The 20,443-nt window shown below is 45.8% G+C and carries 22 protein-coding genes and 1 pseudogene; 9 read left to right on the top strand and 14 right to left on the bottom strand.

The features are described 5' to 3' along the window. Positions 1–81: 81 nt before the first annotated feature. The 4 genes from AC6I2O_RS07140 (at position 82) to ptsP (ending at position 4,222) form a co-directional block, all read left to right on the top strand. On the top strand, positions 82–798 hold the full coding sequence (locus AC6I2O_RS07140; protein WP_120391205.1) for an IMP cyclohydrolase: 717 nt from the start codon (positions 82–84) through the stop codon (positions 796–798). Positions 799–821: 23 nt separating this feature from the next. After that, the gene (locus tag AC6I2O_RS07135) at positions 822–2,000 is read left to right on the top strand and encodes a phosphoribosylaminoimidazolecarboxamide formyltransferase (RefSeq protein WP_497742227.1); all 1,179 of its coding nucleotides are present in this window, start codon (positions 822–824) and stop codon (positions 1,998–2,000) included. A gap of 296 nt (positions 2,001–2,296) precedes the next feature. Then, complete coding sequence (locus AC6I2O_RS07130) at positions 2,297–2,554, top strand: HPr family phosphocarrier protein (protein WP_120391203.1); 258 nt, start codon at positions 2,297–2,299, stop codon at positions 2,552–2,554. A gap of 54 nt (positions 2,555–2,608) precedes the next feature. Next, complete coding sequence (ptsP, locus tag AC6I2O_RS07125; RefSeq protein ID WP_497742226.1) at positions 2,609–4,222, top strand: phosphoenolpyruvate--protein phosphotransferase; 1,614 nt, start codon at positions 2,609–2,611, stop codon at positions 4,220–4,222. A 60-nt stretch (positions 4,223–4,282) separates the two neighbouring features. On the opposite strand, the gene pyrG is transcribed toward ptsP, so the two are convergent. Then, complete coding sequence (gene pyrG, locus AC6I2O_RS07120) at positions 4,283–5,908, bottom strand: CTP synthase (RefSeq protein WP_120391201.1); 1,626 nt, start codon at positions 5,906–5,908, stop codon at positions 4,283–4,285. Between the two features lie 360 nt (positions 5,909–6,268). Between pyrG and AC6I2O_RS07115 the strand changes: the two genes are divergently transcribed. Together AC6I2O_RS07115 and AC6I2O_RS07110 are read left to right on the top strand one after the other, a co-directional pair. Continuing rightward, positions 6,269–6,448: a hypothetical protein gene (locus AC6I2O_RS07115; protein WP_497742225.1), complete on the top strand. Its 180-nt coding sequence runs from the start codon at positions 6,269–6,271 to the stop codon at positions 6,446–6,448. Between the two features lie 135 nt (positions 6,449–6,583). Continuing rightward, a complete protein-coding gene (locus tag AC6I2O_RS07110; RefSeq protein WP_497742224.1) occupies positions 6,584–7,402 on the top strand; it encodes a ParA family protein in 819 nt (272 codons plus the stop codon). A gap of 1 nt (position 7,403) precedes the next feature. Here AC6I2O_RS07110 and AC6I2O_RS07105 read toward each other — a convergent pair. The 12 genes and pseudogenes from AC6I2O_RS07105 to AC6I2O_RS07050 form a co-directional block, all read right to left on the bottom strand. Further along, positions 7,404–8,548 (bottom strand): IS3 family transposase gene (locus AC6I2O_RS07105; protein WP_497741782.1). Its coding sequence is split into 2 segments (ribosomal slippage): positions 7,404–8,305 and positions 8,305–8,548, totalling 1,146 coding nucleotides; the frame shifts between segments, so codons are not numbered across the junction. A 185-nt stretch (positions 8,549–8,733) separates the two neighbouring features. Further along, a complete protein-coding gene (locus AC6I2O_RS07100) occupies positions 8,734–9,711 on the bottom strand; it encodes a DUF3991 domain-containing protein (protein ID WP_497742222.1) in 978 nt (325 codons plus the stop codon). A gap of 89 nt (positions 9,712–9,800) precedes the next feature. Further along, positions 9,801–10,277 (bottom strand): hypothetical protein, encoded by a 477-nt coding sequence (locus AC6I2O_RS07095; protein ID WP_497742221.1) that lies wholly within the window; start codon positions 10,275–10,277, stop codon positions 9,801–9,803. 144 nt (positions 10,278–10,421) lie between these two features. Then, entirely contained in the window at positions 10,422–10,751 is a 330-nt protein-coding gene (locus AC6I2O_RS07090) for a DUF6664 family protein (RefSeq protein WP_497742220.1), read from the bottom strand. A 79-nt stretch (positions 10,752–10,830) separates the two neighbouring features. Further along, entirely contained in the window at positions 10,831–10,968 is a 138-nt protein-coding gene (locus AC6I2O_RS07085) for a hypothetical protein (protein ID WP_497742219.1), read from the bottom strand. Between the two features lie 23 nt (positions 10,969–10,991). Next, positions 10,992–11,900 (bottom strand): IS3 family transposase, encoded by a 909-nt coding sequence (locus AC6I2O_RS07080; protein ID WP_497742218.1) that lies wholly within the window; start codon positions 11,898–11,900, stop codon positions 10,992–10,994. Continuing rightward, positions 11,897–12,238 (bottom strand): transposase, encoded by a 342-nt coding sequence (locus tag AC6I2O_RS07075; RefSeq protein WP_120393883.1) that lies wholly within the window; start codon positions 12,236–12,238, stop codon positions 11,897–11,899. Before AC6I2O_RS07075 ends, AC6I2O_RS07080 begins: the two co-directional genes overlap by 4 nt. Positions 12,239–12,355: 117 nt before the next feature. Then, on the bottom strand, positions 12,356–13,891 hold the full coding sequence (gene tnpC / locus AC6I2O_RS07070) for an IS66 family transposase (protein WP_497742217.1): 1,536 nt from the start codon (positions 13,889–13,891) through the stop codon (positions 12,356–12,358). Positions 13,892–13,956: 65 nt separating this feature from the next. After that, positions 13,957–14,310: an IS66 family insertion sequence element accessory protein TnpB gene (gene tnpB, locus AC6I2O_RS07065; RefSeq protein WP_497741891.1), complete on the bottom strand. Its 354-nt coding sequence runs from the start codon at positions 14,308–14,310 to the stop codon at positions 13,957–13,959. Positions 14,311–14,324: 14 nt separating this feature from the next. Beyond that, a complete protein-coding gene (tnpA, locus tag AC6I2O_RS07060) occupies positions 14,325–14,720 on the bottom strand; it encodes an IS66 family insertion sequence element accessory protein TnpA (RefSeq protein WP_497741892.1) in 396 nt (131 codons plus the stop codon). Positions 14,721–14,911: 191 nt separating this feature from the next. Continuing rightward, a complete protein-coding gene (locus tag AC6I2O_RS07055; protein WP_497742216.1) occupies positions 14,912–16,309 on the bottom strand; it encodes a sensor histidine kinase in 1,398 nt (465 codons plus the stop codon). A gap of 1 nt (position 16,310) precedes the next feature. After that, positions 16,311–16,700: pseudogene (locus tag AC6I2O_RS07050) on the bottom strand (response regulator transcription factor); the annotation flags it as partial. Positions 16,701–16,849: 149 nt separating this feature from the next. Here AC6I2O_RS07050 and AC6I2O_RS07045 point away from each other — a divergent pair. Beyond that, positions 16,850–18,379, top strand: a complete 1,530-nt coding sequence (locus AC6I2O_RS07045) for a hypothetical protein (RefSeq protein WP_497741803.1) — start codon at positions 16,850–16,852, stop codon at positions 18,377–18,379. Positions 18,380–18,442: 63 nt separating this feature from the next. Here AC6I2O_RS07045 and AC6I2O_RS07040 read toward each other — a convergent pair whose 3' ends face one another. Then, positions 18,443–18,802 (bottom strand): response regulator, encoded by a 360-nt coding sequence (locus tag AC6I2O_RS07040; RefSeq protein WP_497742215.1) that lies wholly within the window; start codon positions 18,800–18,802, stop codon positions 18,443–18,445. Between the two features lie 144 nt (positions 18,803–18,946). On the opposite strand from AC6I2O_RS07040, the gene AC6I2O_RS07035 reads away from it, so the two are divergent. Together AC6I2O_RS07035 and AC6I2O_RS07030 are read left to right on the top strand one after the other, a co-directional pair. Then, on the top strand, positions 18,947–19,714 hold the full coding sequence (locus tag AC6I2O_RS07035) for an ABC transporter ATP-binding protein (protein ID WP_497742214.1): 768 nt from the start codon (positions 18,947–18,949) through the stop codon (positions 19,712–19,714). Further along, positions 19,711–20,436, top strand: coding sequence for an ABC transporter permease (locus AC6I2O_RS07030; RefSeq protein ID WP_497742213.1), 726 nt, complete (start codon positions 19,711–19,713; stop codon positions 20,434–20,436). The genes AC6I2O_RS07035 and AC6I2O_RS07030 overlap by 4 nt, the downstream gene beginning before the upstream one ends. Positions 20,437–20,443: the final 7 nt, after the last annotated feature.

The raw sequence follows: 20,443 nt of genomic DNA, 5'->3' as shown, positions 1-20,443 counted from the left end.
AACCTCCATACCGTGTTACCGTGACATCCCGATTTTGGAACACAGAAAAATAGCATTCCGGAAAAGAAAAGGAGAGAAACTATGAAAATGACTGTTTTGGAAAACGAACTGAGGGAAAACAGCTACCCGGGCCGGGGAATTGTGATTGGCAGAACGGCAGACGGGACGAAAGCAGCAGCAGCCTATTTTATTATGGGCAGAAGTGAAAACAGCAGAAACCGTATTTTTGCAGAGGATGGAGAGGGAATCCGCACACAGGCATTTGATGAGTCAAAGCTGACAGATCCGAGTCTGATTATCTATGCACCGGTGCGCGTGCTTGGAACTGACACAATTGTGACAAACGGCGACCAGACGGATACGATTTTTGAGGGACTGAAAAAGGGACTGACGTTCGAAGAGTCTCTGCGCAGCCGTGAATTTGAGCCGGATGCACCAAATTATACGCCTCGTATTTCCGGCGTGATGCACGTGAAGGACGGCGTGTATGGGTATGAGATGTCTATTTTAAAAAGCAACAATGGAAATCCTGAGGCCTGCAACCGTTATACTTTTAACTATGAAAACTGTGTGGCCGGCGAGGGACATTTTATTCACACTTACATGTGTGACGGGAATCCGCTGCCGAGCTTTGAGGGTGAACCGAAGCTGGTGGCTATTCCGGACGATATGGACGCTTTTACAGAGATGCTCTGGAACAGTCTGAATGAGGAGAACAAGGTGTCTCTGTTTGTTCGTTATATTGATCTTGCGACAGGCACTTATGAGACAAGAATTGTAAATAAAAATCAGAAATAAATAGCAGAAGAGGAGATTCTATAATGAACGAATTCGCATTGAAATATGGTTGTAATCCGAATCAGAAGCCGTCTCGTATTTATATGGAAGATGGCAGCGAGCTTCCGATCAAAGTGCTTTCCGGTCGTCCGGGATATATTAATTTTCTGGATGCGTTTAATGGATGGCAGCTTGTCAGGGAGCTGAAGGAGGCAACAGGGCTTCCGGCAGCAACGTCTTTTAAGCATGTATCTCCGGCAGGGGCGGCAGTCGGCCTTCCGCTTGATGAGACGCTTGCAAAAATTTACTGGGTGGAGGATTATGAAAATCTTTCGCCGCTTGCCTGTGCGTATGCGAGAGCGCGCGGCGCAGACCGCATGTCCTCTTTTGGAGATTTTATTTCCCTGTCTGATGTCTGTGATAAGGATACGGCGCTTTTAATTAAGCGTGAAGTGTCGGATGGAGTGATTGCTCCGGGCTATACGGAGGAGGCTCTGGCGATTTTAAAAGAAAAGAAAAACGGCAACTACAATGTGATTCAGATTGATGAAAATTATCGTCCGAATCCGCTTGAGCGCAAGCAGGTGTATGGCATTACCTTTGAGCAGGGACGTCAGGAACTTAAAATTGACGATGCGCTGATGTCTGACTTTGTGACGGAGAAAAAAGAAATTCCGGCAGAGGCTGCCATGGATTTGAAAATTGCGCTGATCACTTTAAAATATACGCAGTCCAACTCAGTTTGCTTTGTAAAAGGCGGACAGGCAATTGGAATCGGAGCAGGACAGCAGTCGCGTGTTCATTGTACCCGTCTTGCAGGCCAGAAAGCGGATAACTGGTTTTTACGTCAGTGCCCGAAGGTATTGAACCTGCCGTTCTCTGACAAGATTACAAGGGCAGAGCGTGACAATGCGATTGATGTTTACATTGGCGCAGAATACATGGATGTTCTGGCAGACGGTGCATGGCAGAAGATTTTTACCGAAAAGCCGGAAGTATTTACCGCAGAAGAAAAGCGTGCATGGCTTGATCAGATGCAGGGTGTAGCCCTTGGTTCGGACGCATTCTTCCCGTTCAGCGACAACATTGAACGTGCGCATAAATCAGGTGTAGCATACATTGCGGAACCAGGCGGTTCTGTCCGTGACGAGGATGTGATTGCAACCTGTAATAAATATGGAATGGCGATGGTATTTACCGGAATCCGTCTGTTCCATCATTAAATAGAAAAGCCCACAGAGCAGATACGGCAGTTGGCCCGAATGCTCTGTGGGCATTTTTCATAATAACAAAATTTTACTTTTCAACGTGTTTTGGGATAAGAGGAAAGATTTATTTTGCCTTTTGTGGAATATTCCATGTGCATGTTATTGAAAGATACGGAGAATAAGATTGAAGCGATACGGAGAAACTGGTAAAAGAGGAAGGTGCCGGATTTCTTTTGACGGGTAATTACGTATCGCGTAAAATGAAAGCAGAAAAGGCAGATTCCAATACATCAAGAAAAGAGGAAATGTAAATGAAATCATTTGAGTATGTCATTCAGGATGAACTGGGGCTTCACGCGAGACCGGCCGGACTGCTTGTGAAGGAAGCAAAGCAGTTTGCGAGTAAGATTAATCTCACAAAGGATGGAAAAACGGTATCTGCAACGCAGCTTATGATGCTGATGAGCATGGGCGCTAAAAGAGGTGCAACTATTACAGTTACGGTGGAAGGTGAGGATGAGGACGTAGCATGTGCGGCGATCGAAAAATTTTTCCGGGAGAACTTGTAAGATAGTTTACAAGAAGTTGGCTTGATAAGATGTTAAAATCGGAGGGAATGCGGCATGGAACAGTATGAGGGAAAATCTATTTTGCGAAAAATTGCAATGGGAAGAATTTTTTTCTATGAGAAAAATCATGCGATTGTGAAGCGGGAACGCGTGGAGGATTCGGAGGCAGAGCTGGATCGTTTTGCATCCGCGCGGCGCGAGGCGGCCAGGGAGCTTCAGGATTTATATGAAAAGGCATTGAAAGAGGTCGGGGAGTCTGGGGCAGCCATTTTTGAAGTACACCAGATGATGCTGGATGATGAGGATTACTGTGAGTCAGTCTGTAGTATGATACGGCAGGAAAAGGTGAGTGCAGCGTATGCGGCAGCAGTAACCGGAGACAATTTTTCTCAGATGTTTGCGAGCATGGACGATAACTACATGAAAGAAAGAGCCGCAGATATCCGGGATATCTCAGAACGACTTGTGCGAGTTTTGCATGGAGACGCGGCAGATATGGGGAGTCTGGCAGAGCCGGTCATTTTGGCCGCAGACGATCTGGCGCCGAGCGAGACGGTTCAGCTTGACAAGTCGAAGCTGCTGGGCTTTGTCACGGTACATGGGTCTGCAAATTCACATACGGCGATTCTTGCTAGAACGATGAATATTCCGGCAGTAATCGGTATTCCGGTAAAAAAGGAATGGGACGGAAAGCTGGCAATTATAGATGGTTTCACAGGGACTGTAATCATTGAACCGAATGAGGACCAAATCCTGGAAACAAGGGCACAGATGGAGGAGGAAGCGCGCAGGGCCAATCTTCTGAAAAAACTGAAGGGACAGAAGACCGTGACTCAAAGCGGGCGGGAGATTCACCTCTACGCGAATATCGGCGGCGTCTCAGATACGGCAGAGGCGCTTGCAAACGATGCGGAGGGAATCGGCCTTTTCCGGAGCGAATTTCTGTACCTGGAGTCTGATCATTATCCAACTGAGGACGAGCAGTTTCAGGTATACCGCTTAGTTGCCCAGAATATGGCAGGCAAGAAGGTTATTATCCGTACATTGGATATCGGTGCAGATAAAAATGTAGATTATTTTGGACTTGACGCAGAGGAAAATCCGGCGCTTGGTTATCGGGCTATTCGAATCTGTCTGACACAGGAAGAAATCTTTAAAACACAGCTGCGGGCCCTGCTGCGGGCCAGTGCGTTTGGCAATATTTCCATCATGTTCCCGATGATTATTTCTGTGAAAGAGATTGTTCGCATCAAAGAACTGGTCGAGGAAGTAAAAGCAGAGCTTCGTGTGATTGGTACCACATACCGGGATGTGGAACTTGGCGTTATGATAGAAACTCCAGCAGCAGCTCTGATCAGCCGGGAACTGGCAAAAGAAGTGGACTTTTTTAGCATTGGAACGAATGATCTGACACAGTATACCCTGGCAATTGACCGTCAGAACCCGAAGCTGGACCCGTTTTATGACGCTCATCATCCGGCTGTACTCCGGCTGATCGAAATGACGGTGGAAAACGGACACAGAGAGGGAATATGGGTCGGCATCTGCGGTGAGCTGGGTGCAGATATGGAGCTCACGAAACGTTTTGTGGAAATGGGGATTGACGAGCTGTCCGTGTCCCCGGCCTTTATCCTTCCGCTTCGCGAGCTAATCCGTAAAATTCACTAACTATATTTTTGATAACCGTGTTTGCAAAATCGACTGGAATTCTTGCGTCGAATTATAAAATCAGTCAGCTGACTTTGCTTTTTGCTTCTGTCGGTCAAGCGCTGCCGCGACGAAACCGCGGAAGAGAGGATGCGGGCGGTTCGGGCGCGATTTCAGTTCTGGATGGGCCTGGGTGGCGAGGAAAAACGGATGGTTTTTCAGCTCGATCATCTCTACAATGCGCCCGTCGGGCGAAAGTCCGGATAGCGTCATTCCATGATCTGTCAGGATTTTCCGGTAATCGTTGTTGACTTCGTAGCGGTGGCGGTGGCGCTCTTCGATTTCTTTTTTGCCATAAAGACCAAAGGCTTTCGTCGTTTCATCGAGGAGGCAGGGACAGGAACCGAGTCGGAGTGTTCCGCCGATATCTTCCACACCGTTCTGGTCAGGGAGCAGTGCGATCACCGGATGCGGCGTCTGTGGGTCCAGCTCAATGCTGTGCGCTTTGTCCAGTCCGGCTACATTTCTGGCATATTCTATGATCGCAAGCTGCATGCCGAGGCAGATCCCGAGAAACGGAATCTGGTTCATGCGAGCGAAGCGGATCGCTTCGATTTTACCATCAATGCCGCGGTCTCCAAAGCCGCCGGGAACAAGGATGCCATCCATGTTTCCAAGAAGACTGGCGGCATTTTCCTGTGTTACCTCTTCGGAATTGATCCAGTGCAGATTCACAACTGCACGGCTGGCAATTCCGCCATGCTTCAGCGCTTCTACAACACTGATATAGGCGTCGTGAAGCTGAATGTATTTACCAACCAGGGCAATGTCCACTTCGCGTGTCGGTGTCCGCAGCGCTTCCACCATGGCTTCCCAGTCAGAGAGATCCGGTGCGGGACAGTCCAGATGAAGGCATTCGCAGGCTACCTGCGCGAGGTTTTCTTTTTCCATGGCAAGTGGCGCTTCGTATAAATATTCCACATCAAGATTCTGTAAAACGTGCGAGCTAGGCACATTGCAGAATAGTGCTATCTTATCTTTCAAAGATTGGTCAAGCGGATGCTCAGAGCGGCAGACGATCATATCCGGCCAGATTCCCATACTTTGCAGGGCTTTCACACTTGCCTGCGTCGGTTTCGTCTTCATTTCCCCGGAAGCTTTTAAATAAGGAATTAGCGTTACATGAAGCAGGATTGCATTCTCATGGCCGATGTCGTGCTGGAACTGGCGGATGGCCTCAAGAAACGGCTGGCTCTCAATATCTCCGACCGTGCCGCCGACTTCAATAATGGCAATCTGTGTTTCATCGCTGGAGTAATCGCGGTAGAAACGGTTCTTAATCTCATTTGTAATATGCGGGATGACCTGAACCGTGCCGCCGCCGTAATCGCCGCGCCGTTCTTTGTGAAGGACGGACCAGTAAATCTTTCCAGTCGTGACATTGGAATTTTTGTTCAGACTCTCGTCAATAAAACGTTCATAATGTCCAAGATCAAGATCTGTCTCTGCGCCGTCGTCCGTGACAAACACCTCTCCGTGCTGAATCGGATTCATGGTACCCGGGTCGATATTGATATAGGGGTCAAATTTCTGCATGGTTACTTTGTAACCTCTTGCCTTCAGCAGCCTTCCAAGCGATGCCGCCGTGATTCCTTTGCCGAGACCGGAAACAACGCCGCCGGTCACAAATACGTATTTTACTGGCATAATTTTTCCTCCAAAAAAAGAATACAGAAGACAGCCCGGCCGCCGTTGGCCTGGTGTCTTCTGTATGTTTGTAGTGGTTTTATAATTTCGAAAATAAAACAATGGGGCTATTATACACCTGTTTGGGTGGAAATGCTATATTTTTTTACTGTTTATATTAAAAATCAAGTAAATGAGCAACTATCCCCGCAAAATAAAGCATTTCCCCGCATTTCTTGAGGATTGCAACCCCTATTTACTACTTATTTACTACTGGGGAATGAGCCTTGATACGGTAAAATACCAAGAAATGCAAAGTTACAATTTTGACCGAACTTCCCCATAACGGTATAATGAAGCTAAGAAAGGACGGTGGACGGCATGAGGGAAAAGAAAACCCACTTATATGTAGACAGCAGGGAGAAATCATTACTTTTACATAGCCTTGTGGAGCTGAAAAACCAGCTCATACGGCAAGGCAAATACGGGGACTGCGTTGACGAGCTTATCTTCAAGGTAGCCAACGCCCCGATAAAGAAAGTGAAAATCGAATATGTCTAAGGCACATCACCATGAAGCCGCTTATTCTTATGGATTTTAAGAATAGGCGGCTTTTTTGCGTCCTGCGTCCTCTGGTACAGTTACATAGCCGCCTTGACAAAGCGGCTAAATCTATGCGAAAGGAGGACGCACCCTATGTCAAATTGCAAAGTGATTGCTTTAACCAACCAGAAAGGCGGTGTGGGCAAGACCACCACGGCGGTGAATCTGGGCGTAACTCTGGCACAGCAGGGAAAGAAAGTCCTGCTCATTGATGCCGATGCACAGGCGAATCTAACTATGTCCCTCGGCTACCACAGACCAGACGATTTACAGGTCACTCTCTCCACCATCATGCAGGACATCATAGACGATAAATCCGTTGATGTCGCCCAAGGCATCCTGCACCACAATGAGGGCGTTGACCTGTTACCGTCCAACATTGAGCTGTCGGGCTTGGAAGTAAGGCTGATTAACGCCATAAGCCGTGAAAGTGTGCTTAAAACCTGCATAAGCGAGGTCAAAAAGAACTATGACTATGTACTCGTGGACTGTATGCCGAGCCTTGGTATGCTCACCATCAACGCACTGGCGGCGGCTGACAGCGTGGTTATCCCTACGCAGCCCCACTATCTTTCTGCCAAAGGATTAGAGCTGTTGCTTCGCTCCGTGTCGAAAGTCAGACGGCAAATCAATCCCCCTTTGCGGATTGACGGCATCCTTATGACGATGGTAATGCCCCGCACGAATATCTCCAAGGAAATCACCGCCACGGTGAGGAGTGCCTACGGGCAGAAAATCAAGGTATTCGATACCCAGATACCCCATTCCATCCGTGCCGTGGAAGCCACCGCAGAGGGGAAAAGCATTTTTGCCTACGACAAAGGCGGCAAGGTAGCCGCAGCTTATGAGCAGTTCGGAATGTTGTGGTCAAGCATTTTTGTAACGCTTATGACTAAAAAAATCAGCTTTTAATTTAAGATGCAAACCGTACCTGATAAGGGGTGCGGTATCCATTATAGCTGTGAGGGCGGATGTGATTATACGTGACATAAGCAAATTCTTCCACTGCCCGATACAGTGCCTCCTCTGTCTGGAAATCGTACAGATTCACACATTCATTTTTCAATGTATTGAAATATCTTTCCATAGGGGCGTTGTCATATGGACATCCTGCTTTGCTCATACTCTGTGTCACATGGACAGATTCACAGAATTCTACAAATGCCTTTGACGTATACTGGGAACCCTGATCGCTGTGGAGTATCAGTTCTCCATTGATCCGGGACTGTGATTCCAGTGCTTTCTTCAAAGTCCGGATAGCAAGACTGCTGGTGATCTGGCGGTCTGTCTCGCTTGCAATGACACTCCGGTCATACAGGTCAACAATGCTGCAATTGTAGCGCACTTCTCCATTTTTCAAAAACAGATACGTGAAATCTGTACACCACTTCTGATTCGCCCTGCCTGCACAAAACTTTTGCTGCAGCCTGTTTTCAAAGATTTTGTGCGGTTTTTCACGCCGGCAGCCCGGTTTCTTTGGGCGGACAAGGGAATACAGCCTCATTTCCGTATTCATGTACTTATGTACGGTAACCGTGCTGTAATGGCAGCCCCTGCGCGCCAGATAGACAGTCATGGTCCGGTATCCTGCTACCCCGTTATGCACATGGTAAATTTCCCTGATCTGCGCTTTTACTGCTTCTTTTTGGGCATGATAAGCCGCCTTCCGGTGTTTCCGGTAGTTGTAATACGCATTCGGACAGATGCCAAGCCGCCTTAGCAGCCAGCGGACCCCGAATTCTCTGTGATGTTCTTCTATAAACCGATAAGCCTCTAATCGATTTCTTTTGCGAAGAATGCCGCTGCTTTTTTTAGAAACAGGTTCTCCTTTCGGAGCTCCTCATTTTCTCTTTTGAGCTTAAGCATCTCCTTCATGTTATCATACTCTGTTTTTGTATCGGGGCTTGTCCGGCATTCTTCTTTGAATTCATTGCACCAGCGGCGCAGCGTTTCTTTGGAGATGTTATACTCCGCGGTGATGCTTTTGATTGTTCTTCCTTCTTCCAAACGGAGACGGACAATCTTTTTCTTAAACTCGGGAGTGTAATTCTGTGGCATAATAGGTACCTCTTTTCTTGTGATTTTGATTATATCTTATTAGCCACTTCTGTTACAACCTTACTTTATCACAACAATCCTTGCAAAAAAAGTGTCAACCAATATTGACAATATCATTTTCTATCCACTATCTTATTTGACGCTTACGGTTTTTGGCTTGGGAAACGGTAAAACCTCCTACGCAGTCAACGGGCATCCCTCCTTTCACGGCTCGGCTTCTGCCTTGCAATCCCCAGATAGGACATTAAAAAATCGTTGACATCCTTGCCGACTGGCGGCGGTGCGTCAACGATTTGATAGTCTTTCTGCAATAATTCTTTTAAGGCGGCGGTACACAAACGTCCTGCCTTGTCGTTATCCAGATGCAGATAGATGGTCTTTATCTGGGGATGGGCATTGAGGAACGTGGTGAGTGCGATGGGGATTTTGCTCTCCGCAAGCTCCTTTTTAGGCTGGTACACGCCCGACAGAGAGAGCAGGTTTGCCATTCTGTAATCCTTTCCCTCGCATTTGAGGTAGGTGGCGTAGGACAGCACATCAATGGCGGCTTCAAACAGATGCACGGTATGGGTTGGCTCCCTTGCCAGAAGTCGGAACGAATACCGCTTGTCGCTGCCCGATGCGTCCCACTTGAAGCTCCCCATCGTGCCACGGCAGGCGGCGTACTTAGGGGTTCCGCTTTCATCCTTTCCGATAAAAACGGCATTGTGGTAGTCGGCACTCTCGTAGATTGTGCCGTCTGCGATGCAGTACTGCGCGATGGCGTAGTCGATGCCACGCCCGAAAAGGTACTGTAACACCCTGTCGCTGTCCGCATTTCTCGGCGGCAGGAGCAGCACTTTCGGCTCGTCCTTTTTCACGGCAGGGGGCGGCGGCTTCCAGTCGCCCATGTCCCCCGTGAGGGTCTGCACGGCTTCCACGAAGCCAAGTTCCCGCACTTTCATCAGATAGTCGAGGGCGGAGAAGCCGCCGAAGCCCCGTGACCACCAGTACCATTTGCCGTTGGAAATCTTCAAGCTGTCGTGTTCCCTTGTGCAGTAGACATTGCCTGCCACACGCTTTAGGTTGCCAGGCTCGTACCGTTGCAGGTAGGAAAGCAGGTCGATTTGCCGTGCCTGTTCAATCACGGCGGGGTCAAACTGAACGTAGCGGTTACTTCCCATTCAAATAAAATCACCTCCAGAAATGAATTTAGCCGAGGGGCTTTCGTGGAAGAAAACCTCTCGGCTATGTAGATTGCAAAATCAGATTCTCATTTCTTTCTCTCTTTATTCACCACGTCAAATATTGATTTCATAAACGACAGAATGAATTGAAAGCCTACGGAATTAGTATTTCCCTCGTGAAAATATCGCCACTCAGCAAATACATTACTATTATGAATCAAATCTTCTTGGAAATTTGTATCACAATATTCTGAACTGATTTTTTTCATTCTATCTACTGTCAAATTTCTTATTTCATCTTTAAGGCTGTTTTCTAACAAATCAAACAAACCATCAAGTTTATGTCCTCGTGTGTCTTTGGGAAGCATAGATTTCATAAAAAGCTCACACGCAAAAGCTCCATTGACAGCTATTGGAACTATAAGAGCTGCATCTAAAGCACCGCTCATTATCCCATTTGCTGATGACATATTCGCAAGTCCGAACTTCATTTGAGTATTCAAAACATCAACAGCACGTTGAAATATAACACCATTATTCATTGCTATCTCATCGTAAATCATCGTACCATCTCCCTTATATAATTTTGTGCCATATCTACTGACAAAGAGCATATTACCACATATGCAAAAATTTTTCTATATTTTATCTATGTAAAAGACGGCATCAGCTCCACGCCAACGCCGTCCTTTCTTCGATTCAGTCCGTCATAAAATCCCAGTTTTTTTCAGATATCCCACACTGTCATAGCAGCCACGGAAGTACACCGCCTGCATCTCCATGTCCGTGAGCTGGTTCTTCAGCTCCATCACTTCAATGAGAGCCGCACATTCTTCCTCGGTCAATTCACTTTCCGTCTCGCTGTCGAACACGCCTAAGACCTTGGGATATTTCTCATAGATTCCCTCAATCTTGGCTTGCAGGACTTGGTATTCCTTATCTTCCTTTGACAGCTTGGCGGTGACAGAGCTTAGATATTCGTTGAAGATGCTGCCGTGGACGTCTACAAAAGTCTCAAATCTGAACACATCAGACATTTTCCTCACCTCCGATTTTTCTTATCGCCACCTATTATACTGCCCAGAATCCTGCAATACAAATGTGCAAACGGCAAATTTACCGCTCACGGCTCGGCGTTTTCTTTTCGGGCGGTTCGGTTTCCTGCTCCGGCTCGGTATCCATGACGGGGGTATCTTTCTCGTCCAGATTCAGCTCGATGTTGAGGAGATTGATATTGTCAATATTGGTTGACACTTTTTTTGCAAGGATATCAATGCCTAAGCAGCAGTATCCAGAGCTTCATAATATCTCTGCCGCTTGACCATAGGAGGAAGCCCATCATTGGAAGAGCATATCCTCCTGTTGTTCCAATAACTGATGAAATATCTCCAGATGAGGGTTTTCAGTTCCTCTACTGTCATTTTTTCTGTGTCATGCCTCCCATAGATGAGTTCTTCCTTCATCCGAGCCCACATGCTCTCGCAACGGGCATTGTCATGGCAGCGTCCGCCGGCGCTGTTCATGCTCTGGAGAATGCCATACTTTGCTACTGCCCTGCGGTAGGTCTCACTGGTGTACTGAGATCCACGGTCAGAATGGATGATGGCTCCCCTGAGCGCCGGGTAAGACCGGACCGCATTGGTAAGCGTACGCTCGCATAGTACGGCTTTCATGTTTGTATCCATTGCCATGCCCAGAACTGCAGCATCGAAACAGTCAAATATGGCAGATACATAGAGTTTTCCATCTCTTGCTTTGATCTCGGTTATGTCCGTGATACATTTTTTGAGTGGTTCCCTGGATTTGAAATCCCTTTTCAGCAGGTCCTCAGATTTACGCGCCTCACGATCTGCTTTGGTGATCCCATTTGGTCGGTGTTTCGGGCGATGGCTCAGCCCGATCTCTTCCATGATGCGGTAGACAGTGCGTTCACTGGGAAGGTGGACACCTTCCGTCTGTTTTAAAAGAAGCGCCTGATACATACGGATCCGTCCGTAAGTGTCGTTGCATTCATCCTCAGACACGACTGTCCTCATGGCATCAGCTAACTGCTGGTATTTCCACGGACGGTCTTTGTCTGCCAGATATTTATAAAATCCCTGCCGGGTTACTTTCAGCATCCGGCAGTAGAAAGAAATCTTTCCCTTTATAACGCCGTCCTTGGTTTTTATGGTAAGGAACATCATTCTCTGCCTTTTGCAGACTTCCGACGGCTGGCGGCGAAAAAAGCGCTTGCCTCTTCGAGAAATTCGTTTTCCTCTTTCAGGCGGCGGATTTCCTTTTCCTGCTCCTTGACCTGTCTGCGTAGGAGAGCCAGTTCTTCTGCAAGATTCAAGGCAGTTTCCGGAGTATGTGAGCCGGAACCGACATTCAGTCTTCCCTCTCTGGCAGCCTTTGTCCACGCATATATAGTGTTTTCAGGGATACCTAACTCGGCTGCAGCTTTTGCACCGCCAAGCTCTTTTGCTAATTTTACGGCTTGGATTTTATATTCCATGTCGTATTTCCGTTGTTTTTTTGCCATTGTAGTTGCCTCCTTATTTCTTTTTGATTATACATCAAATCCTTGAGTGTAAGGTGTCAACTAAAATGATACAACATCAAAAATAACCACCAACCCTCTATACTAAAAGGGCAGTGGTTATCGACAACGTTCCTGTACCATGGGATCCCATGGCAGATAATCATCCAGATATTCCGGATTTTCAAGAAATGTACTCCCCGGCATATCTGATAGGATATATTTGATATATTTCATTGCATCCAGTCCATTGGCTTTCGCTGTCTCGACCAGGGTGTAGATCCCTCCACTTGCGGCAGCACCTTTCGGGCTTCCCGCAAACAGCCAGTTCTTACGGCCGATCACAAACGGACGGATACAGTTCTCCGCTAGAGAGTTGCTGATGGAACAGTTCCCATCCTCAAGATAGTTGAAGAACTCCTGCCGGTTGTTCAGGGCATAATGGAAAGCGGTATGGAGTTTCGACTTTGGCAGTTCTCCGTCAGAGTTTATCTCTGCCCATGACCAGAAAGCCTCGAGAAGCGGTTTCTCGCGGTTAAGCCGTTCTTTTTTCTTCTGCTCCGGGGGAAGGCCGTCCAATTCCTTTTCTATCTCAAACAACTTATTCAGCCGCAAGACTGCTTCCGCGGGTTTGGAAGCTTCCGGGTCATGGATGTCTTTTGGCAGCGCGTCCACAAAAGCGCGGCGCAGATGGGTATAGCACAGGCATCTTGTGACCTCCCTCACTCCATTGTATCCGGAATAAGCATCCGTATGGATATATCCGGTGTAGCCTTTTAAAAACGCTTCGGGATATTTCCCACCCCTCCCCGGCTGGTACTCAAAATATCGGACCGGCTGTTTGCAGTCCCTGATGCTGCAGTAGACCCACATATAAGAATCCGAAGTGTTCTTCCTCCCTGGTTCCATCAGCACTTGTACGCGGGTTTCATCAATGTGCAGATACTCCTGTTTCAGAAGTTCCTGCCTGAGATGACCGACCACATGGGAAAGCCAGTCCCGATAGACGACCATGAGCCAGTTCGACATCGTCGCCCTGCTTAATGACAGTCCCATGGCCCCCCATTCCTTTTCCTGGCGGTATAAGGAGATACCCAGTTCAAACTTCTGGTGGATGAGCCACGAAATCGTGGAAGCAGATGCAAGGGAGTGCATGACCGGGGGACAGGGCATCGGAGACTTCTCCATATAAGGTGTTCCGTTTTTTCGGCATACCCTGCATTCATAAGTTTCCCGGTAATGATCGACCACTTTTAGGCTGGCAGGAATGAACTGTACTTCAGTACGGACAAACTCCTCACCGACTTTTACCATGGCGCTCCCGCACCTTTCACAGATCTGTTCACGCTCATCGATCGTGTGGAGCACTTTGCTGCGGGGAATGTCTTTTATCAGCTTCTCCCGCTGGCCGGCATATTTCCTTTTACGCAGATGTTTTTCGACCTCCACCAAATCCGGCTCATGGGCATCCGGATCAGCACAGGATTCCATTTCATTAAAAAGAGACATCTGTCCCTCTATTTCAAGGGCAGACGTCTTCTCTGACTTTGTCCCATAAAGTTTACGGGTAAGGAAATCAACCTGCTCCTTAAGGAGCAGGACCTGCTGTTCCAGTTCTTTGATCTGCTTTTTGTACTCCTGTGCTGTATCCGGCATGGGCTGAAAACCTTCTTTTTTCTGATAGGTTCATTATACTATAAAACAGCAGGATTTTCCAGCACTTATAAGGAATTCCCGGTTTTTCCGGGCTTTGTAGGAGCCCATTTGCGCACTGCTTTTGGCTGTTCCGGGTTCAGACCCTCCAGCAGCCAGCGCAGCTGCTGATGGGAGATCTGTCTGGCTTCTTCACCTGTGCGCGGCCACTTTAGACGGCCGTTTTCGTAGCGCTTATAGAAAAGGCAGAAGCCGTCCCCTTCATAGTGGACTGCCTTGATCCGGTCCGCACGCTTCCCGCAGAAAAGGAATAAGGAATTGCTGTAAGGATCAAGCTGAAAGCTGTATTTTATGATATCTACCAGGCCGTCCAGCTGTTTTCTCATATCCGTGTACCCGGTGTGCAGATAAATTTTTTCCACCCCGGAGAGGTCTCCTAACATGACCGCACTGCTTTCAGGACAGCCTCCAGCAACTCCCGGGGAGTATCTTCAAAGAGTTCAACAGTCACAGTACCGGTATGGAGCACTGCTGCAGGAGTGGCGCAGAAATCCTGTCTGCCGCGAAGGGATACTTCCGTAAATTCCGGAGCCGCATCCGGCATCAACGCAGTCTGCTCCATTACCGGCCTGCATCCATGACTCTTTCGGGGCAGTTCCTCAAGCGCCAGCTTCCGAATCTTTGCGATCCAGTAATAATAGCTTTTTAAAGAGATATCATGCTGTTCGCACCATGCCTGGTTTGTCAGGCCGGAGGCTCTGCATTGCCGGATCACGTCCAGCCAGTACTGAAGTTTTACCTGTTTATCAGGAGTTAAAGATGAAATATCCATGGGTTCGCCCCTTTTTCTTAGATTTAGAGTTTCGAGAGCGGACTCTAAAAACTCTAACCCTAAGTTTACAAGAGAACGCCAAATATTTCACTACACGTTCTTATTTGACGCTTACGATATAATATCTTGTAATAAGAGATTAAAATTCGTAAAAGCCGATACGCTTTCAAAAGCATATCGGCTTTATACGTCTATTTTGACTTTGGCAATGCCAATTTTACCGAGAATCCCCCATAAGAATTATTTATAATAGCGATTGTTCCACCATGAGCAGATACAATTTGCTTAACAATAAGCAATCCTAAACCGTGCCGTTGCTCGTTTGTGTTCTCATCGCAAAGCATATAATGCGGTGTTTTGTTGAGCTTTTCTATCAATTCATCCGTTGCTCCAACACCATCATCCGAAACGGTTACGGTGTAATAATCGTTATCAGCCGTAACACAAATAAAGATTTTACAACCCTGTTCATTATGAGTGATACTGTTTTGAATGAGATTGCTGACTGCACGTTTTAATAAGTCTCTATCAGCGTTTACAGGGCATACCGTTAAGGCTTCATCTGTCTGCCATTCAATCGGGTATTTGTCCTCAATATCCATATTGATAAAATCGACAACGACTTGGCGGACAATAGCAATCAGATTTTGCTTTGCAGAATTTATCGGCTGCATATTGTACTCTAACTTTGAAGCAAGATTAAGGTTATTGATTAAGTTCTGCATACGCTTACTTTGCTTTACAATGACTTCCGCCTTCTGGCGTTCTTCGTCAGTCAAATTTGTATCATCTTTTAGCTGTCCCGCATAGCCCATAACCATAGACAGTGGAGTTCTAATGTCATGTGAAACTCCTGCAATCCAGTTTGCTCTGGCAGTTTCCTTTTTCTTTAACTGTTGTCGCTGTTCCTGCAATATATTAGAAGTCCGATTGATATTGGCAGAAATATCAGAAAGCAGACCTTTTTCTGGAATGTGGACAGGCTCTCCGATAGATAAATCTTGTATGCCCTTTGTAATCGGTTTTACAGGTTTTAAGAATTTCATATTTGCCAACATATAAATTAACAGGATAATCCCAATATTGACGGTCAAAACAAGGAAAACAATTTGTGGTAAGTGGGCAAAAAAGTTATAGTTCCAACTCGCCCTTGTATGTTTCCAGAAGCTGTCTTTCGGATAACCGAGAACAACAATGCCATTTTCTGTTTCGCCCGTATAAGTAGGATACCCATCAAGATATCCGACAGACAAATCAGCTATATCAGACAATGAATAGCTGACAGGTATTGTATTGGGAATATTTTCCGTTTTCCACACGATTTGCAGAGTATTATTATCAACAACAAACGCCCATATATCCTGCTTTTTTAATTGTGTGCAAATATCTTCCTGCAATGTATATCCGTTTTCGGATAACTGAAACGCCTTGCCTGTCCGTATTGCTACATTATATGGAGAATCAGCAACAGAGGGCGACTGCCAAGCCATAAGGAATGCCAATACAGTAAAATTACCAAGTACCAGCAGCACAAAGCTCAACAAAAGAATGCCCGAAAAACGCCGTATAAGTTTCGGTAAATTGTTCATGTTATCTCCCTTCCACAACCAGTTTGTATCCCAATCCTTTTATTGTTACCAATGAAATAGGCTGAGAGGGATTTAACTCTATTTTCTCTCTGATACGGCGGATATGTGCCATTAAGGAATTTTCATATCCGAACGGGTTATCTCCCCATGCAGCTTCGCATAAGGTATCAATCGTTACAATCCGTCCTGCATTACGATATAAAGCCGACAGTAAATCATGCTCTTTTGCGGTCAATGGAATATGCTCTCCGTTTTTTATTACTTCAGCCCGTGAAAAGTCAATCTGGCTTCCATGAAGTTTAACAAGTGGATTTTCCTCTTTGTAACTTCTTCTTAAAATTGCCATGATGCGGAAAAGCAGTTCCTTTGGCAGAAATGGTTTTACAACATACCGCAGCCGCTGGCTGCAATCAAACTATAAAAACAAAAGAATCATCCTATTCGTAGATGCACGTGCTATAATGCACTTATACGGTATCTGCGTACCAATCCATCGGGAACTAAATTCCCCTGCAAGCATTCATACGAAAGGATGATCCTATGAACACTATTTTAGAACAATATAAAGATAAAATCAATGGCACATTCTCCTTTTTTGACAGGATGATCATCAAAGGCCATATCCGCCAGTTCTTTTCCACTTCCGGAAAAGGATTTTTCCTCTCTGAACAAAATGTCCTGCTTAAAGATTTTTCGTCTTATGCCAATCAGGTAACTGCGGATATTGTCTCCTATGCAGAAAATATGGCTGCTTCTGATAAACGGCCTTTGATTTACCTTACATCTTCTAAAACTTCAAAGGAACAGGCAGCTTTACAGGCTCTTGAAGAACATCCGGTGGATGAGGGCCTCATCTGTATCCTCTCAGTAGTGGAATACTGCCAGACTCTGCAGCCTAAAAAACATGACAACGGGCTGCTTTCCCTTGACACAGTAAACCGCAAATGCAAATACTATTACTTCTATTTCCTTGATAAGCATTTCGGCTTCATGCATGTCAAGCTCCAGACATGGTTCCCTTTTCTTATCCAGGTCTATATCAATGGGCGGGAATTGATGAAGCATGTCTTTGAGCAAAACGGCATCTCTTACCAGATGTATGACAACTCCTTTTACGAAATCAGCGACATAAAAAAGGCACAGGAGCTTGCCGACAGGTTTGATTCCAAAAGCCTGTGCAGGCAGCTTGACCTCTTTGCACATAAAGTGAACCCTTATCTTGATACGATTGAAAAAACCTTCCACCAGGGATACCACTGGTGTGTGGATCAATGCGAGTACGCTACCGATGTTATGTTTAAGAGCCGGGAGGCTTTGGAGGATATTTATCCATCCCTGGTAGGCCACGCATTCTATGACTTCAACTGTACGGATATTTTTTCTTTTCTTGGGCGTAAACTTCACCATAAGTTTCAGGGAGAGGCAGTCTCCGATTACCGTAAGCGCCCAGAAGGCTGGAGGATTAAATTCAAAATGAAGTCCAACAGTATCAAGATGTATGATAAATTCAGCTGCCTGCGGGTAGAAATGACCATTAATGACCCGAGGGAATTCAAGGTCTATAAGGATGTACAACATGAAGACGGAACTACATCCAAACGGTGGGTTCCCATGGGTAAGTCTATCGCTAACTTATACCGGTATGCTGAAATTTCCAAAGCAGCAAATAAGCGTTTTCTGGATTCCATGCAGAACATAATCCCGGCAAAAACCATTGAAAAGGAGATCAACAGTATCTGTTGTCGGAAAAAACTGGGAGGGAGAAACTACAGCGGATATAATGTCTGGTCTGCCGAGACGTTTCTTCTCTTTGAGTCCGTTTCGGATGGGAAATATCTCATCCGTGGGTTTACGAACAGGGAAATCCGCCATTCAACCAATAGGGCTAATCCCGATTCTGCCAAGGTAAAAGGAAAAACCAGCAGGGAATTTACAAAATTAAGGGCGCATGGACTGATTCGGAAAGTTCCTCATTCAAGAAGGTATCTGGTCAGCGATAAAGGACGCCGTGTAATGGGTGCGCTGATCGAAACCAAAAGAAAAATCTATCCGGAACTTGTAGCAAAATAAACATCCAGCCTGTTAATATTCTTTGAAAAACCTGCCTGACGGACAGGTAGAATACTTGTGTTTTCATACAGGTATTACTGTTTTATTTTTATGTTTTTCTAAATCAATAGCATAATCGTCTGCTCCAAGACCGAACCCCTTGAGCTTATCATCATCTTCGCCGCAGGCAGTTAAAAACAGTATTGGATACCCATCTTTTAGTTTTTCCGCTAATGAAAATCCATTGCCATCTGGAAGCATTACATCAAGAATGGCAAGTTTAGGCTGAAAGCTGTCTGCCAAATCAAGAGCACCTTTTACTGTTCTGGCTGTTGCTATTTGGCAAAAGCCTGCTTCTCTTAAAATAGATACAACCATATCTAAAAGCTCCTGCTCATCATCTACAAGCAGTATGCGTTTGTCCAACAAATAATCATTTCTCATAAGGCGACCCCCTTTACGATTTCCATTATACCATAAAACTATGAAGATTTTTAGTCCAACAGAAAAAGTAAGGTAAATGTAAGGTAGAGAGAAGGTTGCCACAAGGTTGGTGCTGTACCATAAGGACAGAAAGGAGATGTTGCTATGAACAACTATATTATCAAAACGGAGCAGTTGACAAAAAAGTACAAATCTTTTGTTGCAGTGAATGATGTTTCTCTGCATATTCGGAAAGGGAGTATTTATGGCTTCTTAGGACCGAATGGAGCGGGAAAATCCACCACGATGAAAATGCTCTTAGGGCTTACTGCCCCAACAAAAGGGAACTTTGAAATTGACGGCAAAAGGTTTCCGAATGACCGTCTTTCTATCTTGAAAGAGGTTGGCTCTTTCATTGAATCACCGTCCTTTTACGCAAACTTAACAGGCAGAGAAAACTTGGATATTATAAGACGTATTTTGGGATTGCCTAAAAGTGCAGTTGAGGACGCATTAGAATTGGTAGGTCTTTCTGAGTTTGGCAGCCGACTTGCTAAAAAATATTCGTTGGGTATGAAGCAGAGATTAGGACTTGCAGGTGCATTGCTTGGCAGACCCCCTATCTTAATTTTGGATGAGCCTACGAACGGGCTTGACCCGTCTGGCATACATGAAATCCGAAATTTGATTAAATCACTGCCCGCCCTTTATGATTGTACCATTCTTATTTCCTCTCACATGCTGTCTGAAATTGAACTGATGGCAGACGATATAGGAATACTCAATCATGGGCGTCTGCTTTTTGAGGGCAGTCTGGATAGCTTACGCCAAAACGCAATGCAGTCTGGATTTTCCGCTGATAATCTGGAAGATATGTTTCTGAGTATGGTAGATAAGGATAATGCAAGCAGAAAGCAGAGGGCAATATTATGAGGGCGTTATCTATTGAACTTCGGAAAGAAAAAAGGACAGGCGTTATTCTGATAATGCTTGCGGTTGGAATTTTGGGTGCGGCATATGCACTTGTAAACTTTGTTGTGCGGAAAGATACGCTGCTTAATTTGCCGTTAGCCCCTATGGATGTTCTCCTTACGCAAGTTTACGGCATGATTATGATATTAAATATGTTTGGCGTTATCGTTGCTTCCTGCATTATTTATAACATGGAATTTAAGGGGAGTGCCGTAAAAAAGATGTATATGTTGCCAATGAGTGTTCCTGTTATGTACTTTTGCAAGTTTTTGATTTTGACCGTTATGCTTCTGCTTGCAGTAGGCTTGCAGCACTTGGCTCTTGCTAAAATTGGAATAACGGATTTGCCACAAGGAACATTTGAACTTGGAACGCTGCTGTCTTTTGCAGGATATTCATTTACGACATCTATGCCCGTATTAGCTTTTATGATTTTCGTATCCTCTCGATTTGAAAATATGTGGATACCGCTTGGCATTGGAGTGGCAGGTTTTTTAAGCGGAATGGCATTGGCAACATCAAATATAAAGTGGTTATGCGTTCATCCATTTGTAGTTATGTTGAAGCCTGCCGTTGCAATGAACGCACAGGCGGATATGACTATTGTAATAATAGCATTGGTTGAAACAGCCGTCCTGCTTTTTGCAGGATTATGGACGACAAAAAAACTGCGCTATGAATAGGAGGTGC

Source organism: Blautia sp. St.27G3, assembly GCF_059728505.1.
The sequence above is the reverse complement of the archived record's forward strand: the minus strand, read 5'-3'. Positions and strand labels throughout refer to the sequence as shown.